Raw genomic sequence first — 17,462 nt, 5'->3', positions numbered from 1 at the left:
CCCCGCGTTGCGGGGTTTTTCCTGATTAGCGACGGGCGCGAACAATCTGGTATTTGCGCGTCAGGTACTCCACCGGCGCACTCCAGATATGCACCAGGCGCGAGAACGGGAACAGCACAAACAGCGTCATGCCCAGCACCAGATGCACGCGGTAGATAAAAGCCACGCCCTGAAGATGCGCGGAAGCCCCCGTGTGGAAGGTCACCACGGACTGCGCCCAACCCACCAGTTTCATCATCTCGCTGCCATCCATATGCTGGGCAGAGAACGGAATAGTCAGCAGACCAAGCGCACACTGCACCATCAACAGCGACATGATCAGGATATCCGCTGCGGTAGAGGTCGCACGAATACGCGGGTTGAACAGACGGCGTTTCAGCAGCAACAAACCGCCCACCAGACACAACACCCCGCTGGCGCCGCCACCAATCATCGCCATCTTCTGCTTCACGTCAATCGGCAGGAAGGATTCATACATCCAGTGCGGCGTTAACATACCGAGGAAGTGGCCGGCAAAGATCCCCAGAATACCGATATGGAACAGATTCGAAGCCAGTGTCATCCCTTTACGATCCAGCATCTGGCTGGAGCCCGCCCGCCAGCTGTACTGACCATAGTCGTAGCGCAGCCAACTGCCGAGCAGGAAAACTGCCCCGGCAATGTACGGATAGATGTCAAAGAAGAACATATTTAGGAAGTGCATTAGCGCTCTCCTCCGGTTGTGATATTCAGATATTGCGGCGCAACGGCACCCGCAAAACGACGCTGATGCGCAGTGATGTCGGAATCCGCACAGCCCTGTTCGGCGAAGAATTTCACCTGCTCCTCTTCCCACACGGCATCCAGCGCCTGCGGCGTATCATCACGGGCTTCACCGGCAATTTTTTCCGCGACCTGCGCGTTATCCACCTGCGTATTCGCCAGCGATAACAACGCATCGAACAGCGTTGCATAGTGGCTTTCGCGCTGCGCTAAACGTGCTTTTAACAGCGCGAGGATCGGCGCGATATCCTGCAAACCACCGATAGCCTCAGCCAGAGGCAGCTGCGCCAGATACTCCAGATAGAGCGGCAGATGATCCGGCAACTCACGGCTATCCAGTTGCAAGCCGTGGCGCTCATATTGCGCCAGCAGATCGACCATCGCCTGCCCGCGATCGCGGGACTCACCGTGGACGTGTTCGAACAGCAGCAGTGAGGTTGCGCGACCACGATCAAACAATTCGCTGTAGTTCGCTTGCGCGTCCAGCAGATCCTGAGACGTCAGATCACGCAGGAAGATGCCAACCTGCTGAGCGTCGGCTTTGGTCAGGTTTTCACCCGACGCCAGCGCATCGAAAACTTCCTGCTGATGCTGCCATAAGGCAGCATCCGGGTACTCAAGCAAACGGGAAATAACCACCAGTTCAATCATGGGTGCGGCTCCGTTTTCACTGTCACATCCACCGCGTCAATACGACGGCTGTTGAACAGGTTGAATTTGGTGTCCGAACCGTGGCAACCATCGCCGAAGCTAAAGCCACAACCGCTTTTCTCCGGGAAGGCTTCACGCGCCAGCTCGCGGTGGCTCGACGGCACCACGAAACGATCTTCGTAGTTAGCAATCGCAAGGTAACGATACATCTCCTGTGCCTGGGCGGTTGTCAGGCCAACTTCTTCCAGCGCGCGGGTATCTTCAACGCCATCAACCGTTTCCGCACGTTTGAAGTGCCGCATTGCCAGCATACGTTTCAGCGCCAGCAGAACCGGACCGGTATCGCCTGCGGTCAGCAGGTTCGCCAGGTACTGCACCGGAATACGCAGGCTTTCAACATCCGGCAGAATCCCGTTGCTGCCCAGCTCGCCCGCATCAGCGGCAGACTGGATCGGTGACAGAGGTGGTACGTACCAGACCATCGGCAATGTGCGGTATTCCGGATGCAGCGGCAGCGCCAGTTTCCAGTCCATCGCCATTTTGTAGACCGGCGATTTCTGCGCCGCGTCAATCACGCTCTGCGGCACGCCATCTTCCAGCGCCTGGGCGATCACCACCGGGTCGTTTGGATCGAGGAACACATCCAGTTGACGCTGGTAGAGATCTTTTTCGCTCTCAGTGCTGGCAGCATTTTCAATCGCGTCTGCGTCATACAGCAGAACGCCGAGGTAACGAATACGGCCGACACAGGTTTCCGAGCACACTGTCGGCATCCCCGCTTCAATACGCGGGTAGCAGAAGATGCACTTCTCGGATTTGCCGCTCTTCCAGTTGAAGTAGATTTTTTTGTACGGGCAGCCGGTCACGCACATGCGCCAGCCGCGGCATTTATCCTGATCGATCAGCACAATGCCGTCTTCTTCACGCTTGTAGATAGCACCGCTCGGGCAGGTCGCGACACAGGCCGGGTTCAGGCAGTGTTCGCACAGGCGCGGCAGATACATCATGAAGGTGTTTTCAAACTGGCCGTACATCGCCTTCTGCATGTTCTCGAAGTTCTGATCGCGGCTCAGCTTGTCGAATTCGCCGCCCAAATCATCTTCCCAGTTCGGGCCAGCGGTGATTTTGTCCATCCGCTGACCGGTTATTACCGAACGCGGGCGGGCAATCGGCTGATGTTTACCTTCAGGCGCGTTATGCAGGCGCTGGTAATCAAAATCAAACGGCTCGTAGTAATCATCAATTTCCGGCATGTGCGGGTTAGAGAAAATTTTACCCAGCAGCATCGGACGGTTACCCATCCGCGGTTGCAGTTTGCCGTTAATTTTACGGATCCAACCGCCCTTCCATTTTTCCTGGTTTTCCCAGTCGGTCGGGAAGCCGGTGCCCGGTTTGGTTTCCACGTTATTGAACCACGCGTACTCCATACCTTCACGGCTGGTCCAGACGTTTTTACAGGTCACTGAACAGGTATGACAGCCGATGCACTTATCGAGATTCAGCACCATGCCGACTTGTGAACGAATTTTCATTTTGCGCTCTCCTGTACCTGGTCATTGCCTTCGCCATCCAACCAGTTAATGTTCTTCATCTTACGCACCACCACGAACTCATCACGGTTGGAACCGACCGTGCCGTAGTAGTTAAAGCCATAAGCCAGCTGGGCGTAGCCGCCGATCATATGGGTCGGTTTCGGGGTAATACGGGTAACAGAGTTGTGGATCCCGCCGCGCTGCCCGGTAATTTCTGAACCTGGCAGGTTCACGATACGTTCCTGCGCGTGGTACATCATGGTCATACCGGCCGGTACACGCTGGCTGACAACCGCACGCGCCGTCAACGCGCCGTTGGCGTTAAAGACTTCAATCCAGTCGTTATCCTCAATGCCGATCTCTTTGGCATCTTTATCGCTCATCCACACCACCGGACCACCGCGCCCCAGCGTCAGCATCAACAGGTTGTCGCTGTAGGTAGAGTGGATGCCCCATTTCTGGTGTGGCGTCAGGAAGTTCAGCGCTTTTTCCGGATTACCGTTGGATTTCACGCCCATAACTTCTTTCACTGAATGGGTGTCAATCGGCGGACGGTACACCAGCAGGCTTTCGCCGAAGTCACGCATCCACTGATGATCCTGATACAACTGCTGGCGACCAGAGAGCGTGCGCCACGGGATCAGCTCATGCACGTTGGTGTAACCTGCGTTGTAGGAAACGTGCTCATCTTCAAGGCCTGACCAGGTCGGACTGGAGATGATTTTGCGCGGCTGCGCCTGAATATCGCGAAAGCGGATCTTCTCTTCTTCTTTATTCGTTGCCAGATGCGTATGGTCGCGGCCGGTAAATTCACTCAGCGCAGCCCAGGCTTTAACTGCCACATGACCGTTGGTTTCCGGTGCCAGTGTGAGGATCATTTCCGCCGCATCGATGGCGGTATTGAGCATCGGCTGCCCTTTCGCCGGGCCGTCCGCTTTGGTGTAGTTCAGCTTACGCAGCAGATCCATTTCGCTCTGGGTATTCCAGGCGATGCCTTTACCGCCGTTGCCGATTTTTTCCATCAGCGGGCCGATAGAGGTAAAGCGCTCATAGGTTGCCGGGTAGTCGCGTTCCACCGGAATAATATGCGGCGCGGTTTTGCCTGGGATCAGATCGCATTCGCCTTTTTTCCAGTCTTTCACACCCAGCGGCTGCGCCAGTTCCGCAGCGGAGTCATGCTGAATCGGCAGCGTCACGACATCGGTCTCTTTACCTAAATGCCCAACGCACAGCGCGGAGAAGGATTTGGCAATGCCTTTGTAGATTTCCCAGTCGCTTTTGGATTCCCATGCCGGGTCAACAGCGGCAGAAAGCGGATGAATAAACGGATGCATATCCGAGGTATTCATGTCGTCTTTTTCGTACCAGGTTGCGGTTGGCAGCACGATATCGGAGTAGAGACAGGTGCTGGACAGACGGAAATCGAGGGTAACCACCAGATCCAGTTTCCCGTCGAGACCGTTGTCGTGCCATTCCACTTCTTCCGGTTTCACACCACCCTGTTTGCCAAGATCCTTGCCCTGAATACCGTGTTCGGTGCCCAGCAGGTACTTGAGCATAAACTCGTGACCCTTACCGGAAGAACCCAACAGGTTAGAGCGCCAGATAAACAGGTTACGCGGGTGGTTTTTGCCGTTTTCCGGCTGTTCTGCCGCGAAACGTAGCGAACCGTCTTTCAGAGATTTAACGGTGTAATCGACCGCGCTCATGCCCGCTTTTTCCGCTTCAGCGGCGATACGCAGCGGGTTGGTGCCCAGTTGAGGCGCGGACGGCAGCCAGCCCATACGTTCAGCGCGCACGTTAAAGTCGATCAGATGGCCGGTGTAGCGGGATTTATCCGCTAACGGTGACAGGAATTCCTGCGCTGTTACCGTCTCGTAACGCCACTGGCTGGAGTGGTTATAGAAGTAGGAGGTGCTGTTCATATGACGCGCCGGACGCTGCCAGTCGAGGGCAAATGCCAGCGGCTGCCAGCCGGTTTGCGGACGCAGTTTTTCCTGGCCAACATAGTGTGCCCAGCCGCCGCCGCTCTGCCCCACGCAACCGCAGAAGACCAGCATATTGATGATCCCACGGTAGTTCATATCGAGGTGATACCAGTGGTTCATCCCGGCGCCGATGATAACCATCGAACGACCATGTGTTTTATCAGCGTTATCGGCGAATTCACGGGCGATGCGAATAATTTGCGACTGCGAAACCCCGGTAACTTTCTCAGCCCATGCCGGTGTGTAGGCTTTAATTTCGTCGTAACGGGTTGCGCAATTTTCATCACCCAGACCGCGATCCAGGCCGTAGTTCGCCATGGTCAGGTCGTAAACCGTGGTCACCAGCGCGGTGGAACCGTCAGCCAGTTGCAGGCGTTTAACCGGCAGTTTGTGCATCAGAACGTTATCAAGTTCAACGCCGGCAAAATGCTCAGTGTTGTCACCCCCGAAATACGGGAAGCCGACCTGCGCGATATCGTCGTGTTTACCCAGCAGGCTGAGATTCAGCTCAACATCCGCGCCGTTGCTGCCATCGCGCTGCTCAAGGTTCCACTTACCTTTTTCACCCCAGCGGAAACCGATGGAGCCATTCGGCGCGGTCAGGTTACCTTCGCTATCGAGGGCAACGGTTTTCCACTCCGGATTATTTTGCTGGCCCAGCGCATCCACCAGATCGGCGGCGCGCAGCATACGGCCTGCCGCGTAGTAACCGTCGCGCTCTTCGAGCATCACCAGCATCGGCATGTCGGTATAACGGCGAACGTAATCGGTGAAGTACTGGCTCGGTTTATCGAGGTGGAATTCACGCAGCATAACGTGGCCCATTGCCAGCGCCATTGCCGCATCGGTACCCTGCTTCGGTGCCAGCCACAAATCACACAGTTTGGCGATTTCGGCGTAGTCCGGCGTTACTGCAACCGTTTTGGTGCCTTTGTAGCGCACTTCGGTAAAGAAGTGGGCGTCCGGCGTACGGGTCTGCGGAACGTTGGAACCCCAGGCGATGATATAGCTGGAGTTGTACCAGTCGGCAGATTCCGGCACGTCAGTCTGCTCGCCCCAGGTTTGCGGAGAAGCTGGCGGCAAGTCGCAGTACCAGTCGTAGAAACTGAGGCAGGTGCCGCCCAGCAGCGAGAGATAACGCGCGCCAGAAGCGTAAGACACCATCGACATTGCCGGGATTGGCGAGAAGCCCGCGACACGGTCCGGGCCGTACGTTTTCACGGTGTAAACGTTCGACGCAGCAATCAGCTCGTTCACTTCCTGCCAGGAGGAACGCACGAAACCACCGCGACCACGTGCCTGTTTAAAGCTCTTCGCTTTTTCCGCATCTTCGATGATGGAAGCCCAGGCATTAACCGGATCGCTGTGCTGCGCTTTCGCTTCACGCCACAGTTTGATCAGGCGTTTACGCATCAGGGGGTATTTCAGGCGGTTCGCACTATAGAGGTACCAGGAGTAGCTGGCGCCACGCGGGCAGCCACGCGGTTCGTGGTTCGGCATGTCCGGGCGGGTGCGTGGGTAGTCAGTCTGCTGGGTTTCCCAGGTGACCAGACCGTTCTTCACGAAGATCTGCCAGCTGCACGAGCCCGTGCAGTTTACGCCATGGGTAGAACGCACGATTTTGTCGTGCTGCCAGCGGTTACGGTATCCATCCTCCCAGTCCCGGTTGGTGTTTAAGAGCTGGCCGTGCCCATCGGCAAAGGTTTCGCCTTTCTGTTTGAAGTAGCGAAACCGGTCCAGGAATTTACTCATCGGGGGTTCTCCTGTTGGAGCCTGTCAGGCTCTCTTGGTAAATCGACATTGCTGCAATTGCGGCGAAGGTAACCCTCACAAAGACAAAGAGAATTGATGATGATCAAGCTGCCACGGCTTCAATTTGGCGGCCAAAACGCGGGGTACTCCCAAAGAGTTATGATTTTCTGTTTTTTATTTGGCTGATAAATAAGGGTTTTATATTAATTCACCCAAAAACTGAGTCTGTTTTAACGGCGAGGAGGTATTAAGGGGTAGATGACCCCTAAGGTGGCCTGCAAAGTGATGTCTGTCACAGAGGTTTCCGCAGCACGATTGATGGCAGAATCATAAGTATGTTGTAACTAATAACGATGTAAAAAAAGCGCGGCTTTCACCGCGCAAGGATAATCAACATTTACTGAGTGTTATTGTTTTTTACGCCCGTATATCGCCCATGTGATAACCACGCAGGCAATATAGAACACCAGGAACACTTTCATTGCGCCTGCCGGTGAACCGGTCAACGCCAGTGAAGTGCCGAATGCTTTAGGAATAAAGAAGCCGCCAATTGCGCCAATTGCTGAGATAAAGCCCAGCGCCGCGGCTGTTTCGGTGGCAGCTTCTCGCATGGCTTCACTTTCAGAACCGCCGCTTTGTTGTACGCGCTCCATGGTCATTTTGCGGAAAATCACCGAAATCATCTGGAATGTCGAACCACTGCCCAGCCCGGCAGTCAGGAACAGCACGAGGAAGACGCAGAAGAATGCGGTGAAATTGCCGCCGGTGCCGCCGGATGGCAGCGTCAGGAACAGCAAGGCGCTGAAAATCGCCATCAGCACAAAGTTCACCAGCGTGACGCGAGTTCCCCCCAGACGGTCAGAAATCGCGCCGCCTGCGGAGCGTGCCAGTGCGCCCACCAGCGGGCCGAAAAAGGCGAAATGCAGGATCTGCACTTCCGGGAACTGGGTTTTCGACAGCATCGCAAAACCGGCAGAAAAGCCGATAAACGAGCCGAACGTTGCCAGATAGAGGAAGCTCATAATCCACAGGTGTGAACGTTTGAGTACCGGAAGTTGCGCGCTCAGCGAGGCTTTTGAGGTCGCCAGCTCATTCATCCCGAACCAGGCTGCCAGGGTAAATACCGCCAGTAATGGTACCCATACCCAGGCGGCGTTTTCGAGATACAACAACGAACCATCAGGTTGGGCGACACCGGTACCGCCAAAGGCGGCAAAAATAGAGAAAGAGACGGCCAGCGGTGCGATCAGCTGCATCACGCTCACACCGAGGTTGCCGAAACCACCGTTGATACCGAGCGCGCCGCCCTGCTTCTGTTTTGGAAAAAAGAAGCTAATGTTCGCCATGCTGGAAGCAAAGTTCGCACCGGCGAAACCACACAGCAGCGAGATAATGATAAACGTGCTAAACGGCGTGCTCAGATCCTGCACGGCAAAACCGAGCCACACACACGGAATGATTAAGATCCCGGTACTGAAAGCTGTCCAGCGACGACCGCCGAACACCGGCACCATAAAAGAGTACGGTACACGTAACAGTGCGCCGGAAACGGATGGCAACGCGGTCAGCATAAAGAGCTGGTCGGTGGTAAACTGAAAACCCACTTTCGGGAGATTGACAGCGACGGCGCTAAAAAGCATCCAGACGCAGAAAGCCAGAAGAAGACAAGGCACGGAGATCCACAAGTTGCGGCTCGCAATCTTATTGCCCTGCTGTTGCCAGAATGCCGGATCTTCAGGACGCCAGTCGGTTATAACCCGCGCTGACGAACTTTTTTCCGGGATGGATGTGTGCTGCATATACACCTCTGCTGATCGGTTTGATGCCTGCCACCTTAGTTTTTATGGCGGTAGTTAAGTTGATATAAATCAAAGGAAAAGCAGCCCATTTCGCGCGTGAAAAATCGCCATGCTCATTTATGAGTAGCGTTAACTGGCAAAAAAGGTGTGGTTTTTCACGGTTCTGACCTTCCCTACTCAGATTGTTCCCACTCTTGTCGGCTCGCTGGCAATAAAGGAGTAATCCTTTAGAGGTATGGGTATACCCCAGGCGATGGCAGACAATAGCGCCATCCGCACCGCACGCGGCCGAGGAGCCTTAATCACCTATGCTAAAACGCCTTTTTTCACCGATCTCGCTGGTTAACCAACTGGCGTTGTTGATGCTGCTGTCGACCGCCATCGGTGTGACGGGCATGGCGATCTCCGGCTGGCTGGTACAGGGTGTTCAGGGCAGCGCACATGCGATCAACAAAGCCGGTTCACTGCGTATGCAGAGTTACCGCCTGTTGTCCGCCATTCCGCTGCATGAAGACGAGCAATATTTGCTCGACGAAATGGAGTACACCGCATTCAGCCCGGAGCTGGCGCAGGCGGCACAGCGCGACGGACAGCAACCGCAACTCGCCGCGTTGCAAAACTACTGGCGCAGCGAGGTCGTTCCGGCGATAAAACAGGCGCAACAACCGGCACAAGCAGCGGAAATTATTGCGATTTTTGTCGGGCGTATCGATCGTCTGGTTACCTCGTTTGACCGCAGCACCGAACACCGTATTGAACAAGTGGTGGTGATGCACCGGCTGATGGCGATAGTGATGGGCCTGTTATTGCTGTTTGCCGTGGTCTGGCTGCGGGCGCGTCTACTCCGTCCGTGGCAGCAGTTATTGAGCATGGCGCGGGCGGTCAGTCGGCGTGATTTTACCCAACGCGCGCGTATCAGCGGGCGTAATGAGATGGCGACGCTTGGCGAGGCATTAAATAACATGTCGGCCGAGCTGGGCGAGAGCTACGCGATACTGGAACGCCGGGTTCAGGAGAAAACCGCAGGGCTTGAGCAAAAGAACCAGATCCTGTCGTTTTTATGGCAGGCTAACCACCGGCTGCATTCGCGTATTCCGATGTGCGAACGCCTGTCGCCGGTGTTGAATGGCTTACAGAATTTAACCCTGCTGCATGATATTGAGCTGCGGGTTTACGATCTGGAAGATGAGGAAAATCATCAGGATTTTACCTGCCAGTCGGATGCCAGCTGCGATGACAAAGGCTGCCATTTATGCCCACGCAACGGTATCCTCACGGAATCCAGCGGGTTTGGCACCACGCTGAAATGGCGGCTGGCGGATGCGCATATGCAATATGGTTTGCTGCTGGCAACGCTGCCGCCGGGTCGCCATTTAAGCCATGACCAGCAGCAACTGGTCGACACGCTGGTGGAACAACTTACCGCGACGCTGGCACTCGATCGCCATCAGGACAGGCAGCAGCAGTTGATGGTCATGGAAGAGCGCGCCACCATTGCCCGCGAATTACACGACTCCATCGCCCAGTCTCTCTCGTGCATGAAGATGCAGGTGAGTTGCCTGCAAATGCAGGGTGACGCGCTGCCGGAAAACAGCCAGCAGTTGCTGGGACAAATCCGCAACGAGCTGAATACTTCATGGGCGCAGTTGCGCGAGTTGCTGACCACGTTTCGTTTACAATTAACCGAACCAGGACTGCGCCCGGCGCTGGAGTCCAGTTGCCAGGAGTACAGCGGTCGTTTCGGTTTCCAGGTGCGTCTTGATTACCAGCTCCCGCCCCGACTGGTTCCTGCACATCAGGCGATTCACCTGCTACAGATAGCCCGCGAGGCGCTGAACAACGCATTAAAACACTCCGGCGCAACCGCGGTCAGCGTCGCAGTGCAACAGCAGGAAAACCGGGTCATATTGCGCATTACCGATAATGGTTGCGGCATCCCGGTCAATGCTGAAAGGACGAACCATTATGGATTGATCATTATGCGTGACCGCGCGCAAAGCCTGCGCGGCGATTGCCAGGTTCGCCCCGGAGCATCCGGCGGCACCGAGGTCGTCGTGACGTTTATACCCGAGACGTTTCTCTCATCCATGCAAGGAGATACCCATGAGTAATCAGGATCCGGCCACTATCCTCCTGATCGACGATCATCCAATGCTGCGAACCGGCGTGAAGCAGTTAATTAGTATGGCGCCCGACATCACCGTCGTCGGCGAAGCCAGCAACGGGGAGCAAGGCATTGAACTGGCGGAATCACTGGACCCGGATTTGATTTTGCTGGATCTCAATATGCCTGGCATGAACGGGCTGGAAACGCTGGATAAGTTGCGGGAAAAAACCCTGTCGGGCCGCGTTGTCGTGTTTAGCGTTTCCAACCATGAAGAAGATGTGGTGACCGCATTAAAACGCGGCGCAGATGGTTACCTGCTGAAAGATATGGAGCCGGAAGACCTGCTGAAAGCGCTGCAACAAGCCGCCGCGGGAGAAATGGTACTCAGCGAAGCGCTCACCCCGGTGCTGGCCGCCAGCCTGCGCGCCAACCGCGCCACCACCGATCGTGATATCACCCAGCTGACGCCGCGCGAACGCGACATTCTCAAGCTGATTGCCCAGGGGCTACCGAACAAAATGATTGCCCGCCGCCTGGACATCACCGAAAGCACCGTTAAAGTTCACGTCAAACACATGCTGAAGAAAATGAAACTGAAATCCCGCGTTGAAGCCGCAGTGTGGGTACATCAGGAACGTATTTTCTGACAGGTTACGGGGCTGGCAGCGTCCAGTCCGTGTTACTGTTTTCGGCTGGCGGGATCACCGGCTCCGTCAGCTTCAGTTCGATAGTGTTCGACTCCACGCGCTGCCCTTTATCATCTTCCACTAGTGCCGACAACGTCCAGCGGTTGGTCGCACCTTCTGCGCTATCCCAGCGCGGCATGATCAATGTCCAGCCATCGCTGCTGCGCCCATTAGCCGGCGGCGTGAGGCTTAACGCCTGGGTGTCGCCCTGCCAGGTTATCGAGCGCACACCGTGCGTGCTGTTAATTTGCAGTTTCAGCGCCACCGTCTCACCCGGCTGCAAATCCCACGGCGGCGTGGCAAGAAAGACTGATAACGTTTTACGCTGGCGGTATTCGAAAACCGGTGCATTGTTGCGCGTCGGGCTGTCGTAACGGCTACCACGTAACGAACGGCTCTCTGCCACCTCGCTGGCAGAGAGTTGCTTCCACAGAGGTACGCCAAAGCGATAGTTCACTTTCAGACCTAAATCGTTCTGGCTGACCCCACTCTCCCCCTTCCGGTGTTCGGCGGTCAGCGTTACCAGCGGGACCGGCGTATAATTCACCCCCAGCTTCACCGCCACCGGGTTGTGATAGCCCGTCCCGGTGTCAAAAAGATCAACGCTGTTGCCGAAATATTGCTCGACGCTGACGCTGGTATTGAGCTGCTGATAAAACGGCAATCGGGCCTGCGCGGTGACATCATAACCCCGCGCCATACGCTGTTGCAGCGTGGCGGTCTGGTACTCCCAGCTGTTTACCGGCTGGTAGTAGTTTGCCGAAAAACGTAAATATTCGCCCCACGCTTCGGCACCCAGCCCGGCGCGACCGAGATTGTCATCCAGCAGATTATCGTAAAAGGTGTTATAGCCCAGCAGCCAGTCACCGGCGATCCAGCGCTGACCGACGCCAACATTGCCCACCAGACCGGCATCCTGCTGCGTTAGCCCAAGCTGGCTCCAGCTGAGATAGCGATTATTATCCTGCAATGGCACAAACCAGTCGCCGTGGCTGCCGGTGAACCCGCCTTCATTATCCACTTTGAAATCCACGCTGGCGCTGCCCCACGGTGAAAGCCAGGACTCTACTTGCTGATTGACTTCGTCGCTGACCACATCACGCAGTTGCCCGAAAGCAAACTGCCGCGCCTGCTCACCGGGGGTCAGGCCGTTATCGGTCATACTGGCTTCACCGAACGCTTTTGCCATCTCGGCGAAATGTTTTTCCTGCGCGCCATTTTCCGCAGCCATGCCAAGATCCGGCAGACCATCGCCGTCATTATCAAAGGGGTTTTCTGCTTGCTGTACGAAGCTATTTTGCCGGGCACTGGCGACGCCGCTTATCAGTGACAGCATCAGAAGTGTGAGGAGCGGATAATTCATATTGTTAAGTTTAACGGTTTTGCCAGGCCTTTACAGCCGCAGACAAAATACCAGGAAAAACCCGATCCCTGCGCTTCGCTGCAGCTACAGTTAATGCACCCCTTACCGGAGAGCTGACATGAACACTAAGCATAAACTTTTGTGTAGTGCGATCCTGTTTTATGCCGCGCAGGCCTGCGCGAACGAGCTGTTTACCCTGCAATCTTCCGCATTTGCGGATAACGCCTTAATGGAGAAAAAATTCGCCGGTAACGCCAGCAATAACCCGAACTGTACCGGTGAGAATTTTTCGCCATCGCTGGTGTGGAACAATCCCCCGGCCAATACACAGAGTTACGCGCTGGTGGTACACGATCCTGAAGGCGCGACCGGGCTGGGCGTAACGCACCTTGTGGCATATAACATATCCCCTTCCAGCACTGGCTTTGCGCAAAACGATCTGCGCGATGGCAAAGGTTATACGGGCGGCAAGAACACGCCGGGGAATCTGCGCTGGCATGGCCCGTGTCCTCCGCCGGGCAGCGGCGCGCATCATTACACCTTCACGCTGATCGCAACGTCGCTTAAACCAACACTTCCCGAAGGGCTTACCCGCGAAGAATTATTCGCAAAACTGAAAGGCCACACGCTCGCCGCCACCGGGCTTATCGGTCGCTTTGGTCAGTAATTGTTGCACCACTGCCTTTCGCCCGTTGCAACGGCGCAGTAGCATAAGCGCCACGAGTCCTGTTTAGCGAAGGAGTGAAGATGCAAAAGATCGTGATTATCGCCAATGGCGCGGCATACGGTAGCGAGTCGCTGTTCAACAGCTTACGGCTGGCCATCGCGCTGCGAGAGCAGAGTAGCGACACTGAACTGCGGCTGTTTTTGATGTCCGACGCGGTAACCGCCGGGTTGCGAGGACAAAAACCCGCCGAGGGCTACAACATCCAGCAGATGCTGGAAATTCTGACGGCGCAAAACGTACCGGTGAAACTGTGTAAAACCTGCACCGACGGGCGTGGCATCACCGCGTTGCCGCTAATTGACGGTGTCGAGATCGGCACGCTGGTGGAGCTGGCGCAGTGGACGCTGGCGGCCGACAAAGTATTAACGTTTTAATATTGCGGCGAGTTTAATATTTTTTTCTTATGGGTGGCGTTACGTCATCAAGTTTGCCTGCTGTGTTGCCGATAGCCCTTTAAGACAACACAGCAGGTACTATAACTATGTTCAGATCGATTAAGTCCCGTATTATTGCAGCCACGGCGGGGTGTCTCGCCGGCGCTTTGCTGCTTAACACCATTATTAACTATCAGGTAACCAGCCAGCACAGCCAACAAACCCAGCAGGATATTCTCTCCAGCACCAGCGCCAGTCACAGCATTGCGATTGCCGACTGGGTCGCCAGCAAAATGAACATGATTGCCTCGTTGCAAAGCGTGGCGTTAACCGACGATCCCGTGCCGGTTTTCGCGCAGATCGCGCGCGCCGGTGGATTTATCAACGTCTATGTCGGCTATGCGACAAAAACCGCCAAATTCTCCGATCCGGGCGGCGTGCCGGCAGATTACGACCCGACAATCCGTCCGTGGTATCAGCAAGTAGTAAAAGCCGACGCGCCTGTCGTTACTGCACCTTATGTTGACGCCAGCACCGGTGCGCTGGTGGTGACGTTTGCCGTCCCGGTCAAAGAGAACGGGACGTTAAAAGCCGTGGTCGCAGGCGATGTATCGATGGATAGCGTGGTAGCTAACGTGCGCGGTATCAGCCCAACACCGAACAGTACCGGCATGTTGCTGGCGAGTGATGGTTCAGTGATTGCCGCTGCCAACGACAAACTGACCATGAAGCCCTTCTCCGAGGCGATTGGCGGTGTCAGCTTCGAGCAGTTGCGGGCAGGAAAACGGGTAGAAGGTGTTTATGCCGGCGAAGATAAAGTGCTGCTGGCAAGCCCGGTGAAAGGCACCAACTGGCTGCTGGCGGTGGCGCTTGATAGCGCTGATTCTACCGCAGGGTTACGCGCACAACTGAAAGCCTCTGCGCTGTCGTTAATTGTGCTGGTACTTATCGCGGGTGCCTTGATGCACTGGATTGTCGCCACCCTGCTGAAACGTCTGCTGACGGTACGCGATGCCATGAACGCCATCAGCAGCGGCACCAACGATCTCTCGCAGCGCTTACCAGTAGACGGCCATGACGAGGTTTCGCAAATAGCACATGCCTTTAACGCTTTTAGCGACAAGCTTTCGGTAGTGATGGTAAAACTGCGCGATTCCAGCAACTCGGTACAAGTGGCCGCACAACAGATTGCCGCCGGCAACCAGGATCTCTCCGGGCGAACCGAACAAGCCGCCTCCAGTCTGCGCGAAACGGCCAGTGCGGTCGAGCAAATCACGGCGTCGGTGGCGCAGTCTACAGACGCGGCAGCACAGGCCAACGATCAGGCGCATGTGGCGTCCCAGGCGGCATCGCGCGGCGGCCAGGTCGTGACGCAGGCAATCAACACGATGCAGTCGATTGAAGTGGCTTCGGCAAAAATTGGCGATATCACAAGCGTAATTGACGGTATTGCGTTCCAGACCAATATTCTGGCGCTCAACGCCTCGGTTGAAGCGGCCCGTGCAGGCGAACAGGGGCGCGGTTTCGCGGTGGTCGCTGGCGAAGTGCGTAATCTGGCAAGCCGAAGCGCACAAGCGGCGAAAGAGATCAAAACATTGATCGACACCACCACCGAAAGCGTGGCGACTGGTTCACGTTTTGTCCGCCTGGCGGGTGACAGCATGACCGATATTGTCGCCAGTATCGACAGTGTGTCGGTGATTATGCGTGAAATCTCCGTTGCCACCAGCGAGCAGATGAAAGGCATTCAGGAAATCAACCATGCGGTACTTGATCTGGACCGCATGGTGCAGCAAAACGCGGAACTGGTGGTTGAATCGACCGCCGCCGCTGGCGCGCTGCGCACGCAGGCGACCGAGCTTGCTGAAACGGCCGGTCATTTCCGCATTTAATCTTTTATCGGCGCGTTTTAACCACGGTTTTACGCGCCGACTTCTTTCCCCGCCGAATAATGTAATTTTTGTTTAATCGTTACGTCATTATTTGATCAAAATCAGCATTCGAACCCCTTCCGTTTGGTGTTATGCACTGAGTGAATTGTGAACAAAATCACGCACGGGGATCCTTCCCGCACGGATCGCGTTGTTAAAAAACTACGGGGTTAAAAATGGCGGTGGTAAAAGCAAGTCTGAAGTTATTTGGTGGGGATACAGTAGTTGTTCGTTGTTCCGAAAGTTGTCACATTCATTTGATGAGCGAGAAGAGCCGAACGCCGAACGCTCAAACGGATATTCTGAGTGTCCAGAATCGCGCAAGCGCCTATCTGGCTGTGCCGTACAGCGGCGTCTGGAGTGTGCTGATCGACAGTCACAGCCAGTCGCTGGAGCACTCGATCAGCTACGTCGCCGCTTAACGGTTGCGGTTAGCAGGCAAAACCAGGCTGCATTTCGGGGCCTGGTTTTTCTCCCTCCAGTAGCAAACGCACCTTCCCCACCAGATCGTTCAGGCAATCATCCTGCATGCCGAGCTTAATCAGCTCCTGTTCCAGTGAAAAAAGATACTGCGCATTCGTGCCGAGGGGGCCGCTGGCGGCGGCAATCAGCGGGGCGATAGTCTGCGCACGCGTGTCGGATTCGTACAGCGGATGGCGCGGATCCATAATAAACACCAGCGCATTCACCGTGCGGCCATCGTCCAGCGCCAGTTTGCACCAGCTTGGCATGTAACAGCCGGTGATCATTTCGCGTTTCCACAGCAGCGTCAGCTCATCATGCAAGGTGTCGTCGGATAAACGGTACGCCACGCCCGTGGTGCGCCCCCCCTCTTTAAGGGCCAGCATGCGGCCAGGCTGACAGGCGGTGCCGCGACCGGCGGTCAAGCGCAGGCAAAATGCGCGATGCCAGCCCGTCAGCGTACCGGTGCAGGATTCGTTAAACTCCAGCGCCGGGTTCCACATCAGCGACCCATAACCAAAAATCCACACCGGGCCATCGTCCGGCCGACATGCCAGCGTCGCCGCAAGCGATGCCGCTCGCTGTTCCGCCGACCAAAGTAACGACTCGTCAATATCGCCGAATGCCGTTTTGCAATCCGCTGTTCGCAAAAAATCACGCGTTAACATCTTTTACCTCCGCCACTGCCTGCTTCCGTGCGACTGCTCAACTGCTGCCTTCCCGGCAAATGCTGCTTTAAGCGCAGCTTACTACGACCTTATGCAATTCACAGGCCGCTGGCAATAGCGTCAATCCATCGAATAGAGCTATAAATGGCGAAAAGTAATTATTTCAGCGCGTTACTTCTTTTTATGCCATTTATCATCGTCACCTTTCTGATAATCATTTTTTACCGCAGCCCAGGCAACGCGGTGCGCCGTCTCTTCGCGGCTGGCGTCGCCCTTGCGATCGTCTTTATCCTTATATTGCTCCCAGGCGCTGTTAAACGCCTCTTTATAAATTTCCTGCGCATGGGCAGGCAATACATGTTGCACGCTCTCTGGCAGATCGGACTTCGCTTTATACGGCATTTCACGCTCCTTTTAGCTTAAAGAAATAAGCCTGGACGACAAACGCCGGGTACGCCAGGGAAGGGAAATAAATTGCCAGAAAGTCATCGTTATCTCACTGTAAGATAAACACAAATTAAACGAGAGTGGACATTTTATTTAGTTGATAACAAAACGAAGCGCTGAGGGTAAAACTACGTAAAAAACCCCATGAAAACAGTGATTTTTGTTATTTTATGAGCCGTTCTTTTTGTATCTATAATTCGCAAACACCTGCAC

Annotated in this window: 14 protein-coding genes; 6 read left to right on the top strand and 8 right to left on the bottom strand. The window is 55.4% G+C overall.

Annotated elements, in window-relative coordinates; translation table 11 throughout:
* Window positions 1–25 precede the first annotated feature (25 nt).
* From narI to BN2591_RS02175, 5 genes are all read right to left on the bottom strand, one after another.
* Window positions 26–703, bottom strand: a complete 678-nt coding sequence (gene narI / locus BN2591_RS02195; RefSeq protein WP_086868634.1) for a respiratory nitrate reductase subunit gamma — start codon at window positions 701–703, stop codon at window positions 26–28.
* A complete protein-coding gene (gene narJ, locus BN2591_RS02190; RefSeq protein WP_086868632.1) occupies window positions 703–1,413 on the bottom strand; it encodes a nitrate reductase molybdenum cofactor assembly chaperone in 711 nt (236 codons plus the stop codon). Before narJ ends, narI begins: the two co-directional genes overlap by 1 nt.
* Window positions 1,410–2,945: a nitrate reductase subunit beta gene (gene narH / locus BN2591_RS02185; RefSeq protein WP_086868631.1), complete on the bottom strand. Its 1,536-nt coding sequence runs from the start codon at window positions 2,943–2,945 to the stop codon at window positions 1,410–1,412. Before narH ends, narJ begins: the two co-directional genes overlap by 4 nt.
* Complete coding sequence (locus tag BN2591_RS02180) at window positions 2,942–6,685, bottom strand: nitrate reductase subunit alpha (RefSeq protein WP_086868629.1); 3,744 nt, start codon at window positions 6,683–6,685, stop codon at window positions 2,942–2,944. The genes narH and BN2591_RS02180 overlap by 4 nt, the downstream gene beginning before the upstream one ends.
* Window positions 6,686–7,092: 407 nt before the next feature.
* Window positions 7,093–8,484: a NarK family nitrate/nitrite MFS transporter gene (locus BN2591_RS02175; protein ID WP_086868627.1), complete on the bottom strand. Its 1,392-nt coding sequence runs from the start codon at window positions 8,482–8,484 to the stop codon at window positions 7,093–7,095.
* Between the two features lie 308 nt (window positions 8,485–8,792).
* On the opposite strand from BN2591_RS02175, the gene narX reads away from it, so the two are divergent.
* Complete coding sequence (narX, locus tag BN2591_RS02170) at window positions 8,793–10,595, top strand: nitrate/nitrite two-component system sensor histidine kinase NarX (RefSeq protein ID WP_086868625.1); 1,803 nt, start codon at window positions 8,793–8,795, stop codon at window positions 10,593–10,595.
* Window positions 10,588–11,238, top strand: coding sequence for a two-component system response regulator NarL (gene narL / locus BN2591_RS02165; protein ID WP_016495820.1), 651 nt, complete (start codon window positions 10,588–10,590; stop codon window positions 11,236–11,238). Before narX ends, narL begins: the two co-directional genes overlap by 8 nt.
* 4 nt (window positions 11,239–11,242) lie before the next feature.
* On the opposite strand, the gene BN2591_RS02160 is transcribed toward narL, so the two are convergent.
* On the bottom strand, window positions 11,243–12,613 hold the full coding sequence (locus BN2591_RS02160; protein WP_244172985.1) for a YchO/YchP family invasin: 1,371 nt from the start codon (window positions 12,611–12,613) through the stop codon (window positions 11,243–11,245).
* 145 nt (window positions 12,614–12,758) lie between these two features.
* Here BN2591_RS02160 and BN2591_RS02155 point away from each other — a divergent pair, with 145 nt between their 5' ends.
* The 4 genes from BN2591_RS02155 to BN2591_RS02140 all read left to right on the top strand — a co-directional run bounded on the left by BN2591_RS02155 (window position 12,759) and on the right by BN2591_RS02140 (window position 16,094).
* Window positions 12,759–13,307 carry a YbhB/YbcL family Raf kinase inhibitor-like protein gene (locus BN2591_RS02155; RefSeq protein ID WP_086868621.1) on the top strand — a complete coding sequence of 183 codons (549 nt, stop codon included), beginning with the start codon at window positions 12,759–12,761 and terminating at the stop codon, window positions 13,305–13,307.
* 80 nt (window positions 13,308–13,387) lie between these two features.
* Window positions 13,388–13,741 carry a DsrE/DsrF/TusD sulfur relay family protein gene (locus BN2591_RS02150; RefSeq protein ID WP_016495817.1) on the top strand — a complete coding sequence of 118 codons (354 nt, stop codon included), beginning with the start codon at window positions 13,388–13,390 and terminating at the stop codon, window positions 13,739–13,741.
* 107 nt (window positions 13,742–13,848) lie between these two features.
* The gene (locus BN2591_RS02145) at window positions 13,849–15,633 is read left to right on the top strand and encodes a methyl-accepting chemotaxis protein (RefSeq protein ID WP_086868620.1); all 1,785 of its coding nucleotides are present in this window, start codon (window positions 13,849–13,851) and stop codon (window positions 15,631–15,633) included.
* A 215-nt stretch (window positions 15,634–15,848) separates the two neighbouring features.
* Entirely contained in the window at window positions 15,849–16,094 is a 246-nt protein-coding gene (locus tag BN2591_RS02140) for a DUF1883 domain-containing protein (protein WP_016495815.1), read from the top strand.
* A 9-nt stretch (window positions 16,095–16,103) separates the two neighbouring features.
* On the opposite strand, the gene BN2591_RS02135 is transcribed toward BN2591_RS02140, so the two are convergent.
* Together BN2591_RS02135 and chaB are read right to left on the bottom strand one after the other, a co-directional pair.
* Entirely contained in the window at window positions 16,104–16,802 is a 699-nt protein-coding gene (locus BN2591_RS02135) for a gamma-glutamylcyclotransferase (RefSeq protein ID WP_086868618.1), read from the bottom strand.
* Window positions 16,803–16,973: 171 nt separating this feature from the next.
* Window positions 16,974–17,204 carry a putative cation transport regulator ChaB gene (gene chaB / locus BN2591_RS02130; protein WP_016495813.1) on the bottom strand — a complete coding sequence of 77 codons (231 nt, stop codon included), beginning with the start codon at window positions 17,202–17,204 and terminating at the stop codon, window positions 16,974–16,976.
* Window positions 17,205–17,462: the final 258 nt, after the last annotated feature.

Origin of the sequence: Kosakonia pseudosacchari (assembly GCF_900184035.1) — a bacterium.
GTDB lineage: Bacteria > Pseudomonadota > Gammaproteobacteria > Enterobacterales > Enterobacteriaceae > Kosakonia > Kosakonia pseudosacchari.
This window is presented reverse-complemented; position numbering and strand designations above follow the sequence as displayed.